Source organism: Algorimicrobium echini, assembly GCF_900115185.1.
GTDB classification, from domain to species: domain Bacteria; phylum Bacteroidota; class Bacteroidia; order Flavobacteriales; family Flavobacteriaceae; genus Algorimicrobium; species Algorimicrobium echini.
On record NZ_FOVN01000017.1, the window covers coordinates 1 to 2,293 of the forward strand.

The following is a 2,293-nucleotide window of genomic DNA, read 5'->3' on the forward strand; positions in this document are numbered from 1 at the left end:
GCTAAACCAAAGTTAGTTGCTCGTTTGCTTGCATCTGATTTTCCTTCGGAAAATCCTCGCACACAAACACGCAACTTTCCTTATACATAAACGTTACCTGCAAGCTGAAAAAAAATGGAACCCAGAGAATATATATCGATAATTGGAATATTTGTAACTTTAGTTATAAGTTCAATCAGCCTATTTATTTCACTTCGTAATAACAAAAAAACTCTTTTTATAAATTCAATAACTTCTTCAAGAATTAAATGGATTGGAATATTAAGGGAAAATATATCGGAGTTTTGTGGCCTGACATATCATTTCGCAATAACGGACTTAACTGATAGCGAAAAGCAAAAAATCATCGAACAAATTGATAAATTGAGATTTCTAATTAAGTTACAACTTAATAGAAATGACAAATTTGATGTCAAATTAATGCAAAAAGTCGACCTGATACCAAATCTAACTGACCCAAAAAAGAATGATGAACTGAAAACGGAAATAGATAATCTAATCGAACTTTCCCAAGACCTTTTAAAACTCGAATGGGAAGGAGCAAAATTAGAATCAATGAAAGGAATATTGACCCAAAAAGAAAAGGACGAACTTTACGAAAAACATTTGCGAACTAAAAAATAATTATAAATGGGTTTACATATTCATAGCCTTGATGGTTTAAATGAAAATTACGAAAGAGACTATTATATTTATCTTCTTGACTATGGTTGGGAAGAACCCATTAGCGAAATTTTGAGGAAAAATTTTGACCGAATGGCAAGAATGTCATCTGAACATAAAAAAAGCGTAGTTATTGCAAGAACGCCAGATGCTATTCATTTCAACGATGAAGTTCTTTCTTGGCACAACATTAACGGAGAAGATGCAGAAAAAAATGAATTGTTACCTGCATTAATGGTTACAAATCGTCATCCAGCACATTTTCGGAAAAAGCATAATGGAGAATTAGAAGATGACGATAACTTTAAAATGATATTAATTCCTTTCAGAAAAATATCCAATAATACAACTGAAGTAGTTAACGTGATAAATAAAGTGTTTTCTGATTTAAAAGAGAATAAAGATTTAGATGATTTTCAAATCGCTAAAGAGATGAATAAAGGCTTTGGTAAAGCAGTAGTAGATTCCTTTATTCTCGAACCAAATTTTTATGGAGTTGGATTTAGTTTTAAGAAAATGCGAGAATACTTGGGCGGAAAAGCCAGCAGGTAACAACGTATATAGCTCATAGCTAATCAGTTGCTTAATCGAAGTTTAGGCATATTTGCAAGTCCGCCAAATTTTTTAATTTGGCTTATTGAGAAAAAAGGTAATAAGAAAATTAAAAAATTCGGCTCGTGCTTAACCGAAAATTTATCGCTAATTTACACGCTACGAGCCATATACAAAACCGTTGGGCATAATTTGAAGAAAATGAAGAAATTAACAATAATATTTACAGTTTTATTAATTGTAAGTTGTGGAACTTCTAAAAAGATTTCATCGACTGATTTACTAAATATTGCTAAAAAACAAACTGAAAATAAAGAATGGACAAAAGCGGAAAAAAGTTGGACTGAATTAATTCGAATTTATCCAAATAATGCTGAATTATACTTTCAACGTGGATATGTTCGAGAGAAAAATTTAAAATACAAAGAATGTATTTCCGATTTTACAAAAGTCATTGAATTAAAACCTGAAACACATACTGCGAGAACAAATCGAGGTTATGCTTATCGGAATATTGGAAAATATGAAAAAGCGATTGCTGATTTCACCTCTGAATTAGAAGTAAATCCAAATGCGTATTCATACGAGCATAGAAGTTTTGTTCATTATCTTAAAATGGATTACGAAAAAGCATTAACTGATGTTAATATTTCAATAGAAAAAGCACCGACAAATTCAATTTCTTTTAAAACAAGAGCATTAATTTACAAAGCAATGAATTCAAAAGAAAAATCTTGTGCAGATAAAGAAAAAGCAATAGAACTGAAATTATTGGAAAAATATTCTAAATATAGAAAAGACATTAAAGAATTGAATGAATATTGTTCTGAATAAAAAACTATGCCCAACAACATATATAATTTATTGCTGGTTTTAGCCTACTTACGAAAATCCTCGCGGATTTTCTTGGTTCGTGTTTTATTTACTAAATTCAGTGCTTGAAAAACGCAACAAATCATATATAAAACCGTTGTGCAACATTCTGACCCGTCCTGAATAAAGGCTACATAATTTTAAACATTATGTACAAAAATGACAAAGTAATTAGACGGTATTCAGAACCTTTTAAACTGAAAAT

Annotated in this window: 3 protein-coding genes; all 3 read left to right on the top strand. The window is 30.3% G+C overall.

What is annotated here, in order from left to right:
- The first annotated feature begins 114 nt into the window (after window positions 1-114).
- Window positions 115-624, top strand: a complete 510-nt coding sequence (locus BM239_RS15480; RefSeq protein WP_092210179.1) for a hypothetical protein — start codon at window positions 115-117, stop codon at window positions 622-624.
- A gap of 6 nt (window positions 625-630) precedes the next feature.
- Window positions 631-1,215 carry a hypothetical protein gene (locus tag BM239_RS15185; RefSeq protein ID WP_092210181.1) on the top strand — a complete coding sequence of 195 codons (585 nt, stop codon included), beginning with the start codon at window positions 631-633 and terminating at the stop codon, window positions 1,213-1,215.
- Window positions 1,216-1,416: 201 nt separating this feature from the next.
- Window positions 1,417-2,049, top strand: coding sequence for a tetratricopeptide repeat protein (locus BM239_RS15190; protein ID WP_092210183.1), 633 nt, complete (start codon window positions 1,417-1,419; stop codon window positions 2,047-2,049).
- The last annotated feature ends 244 nt before the right edge of the window (window positions 2,050-2,293 follow it).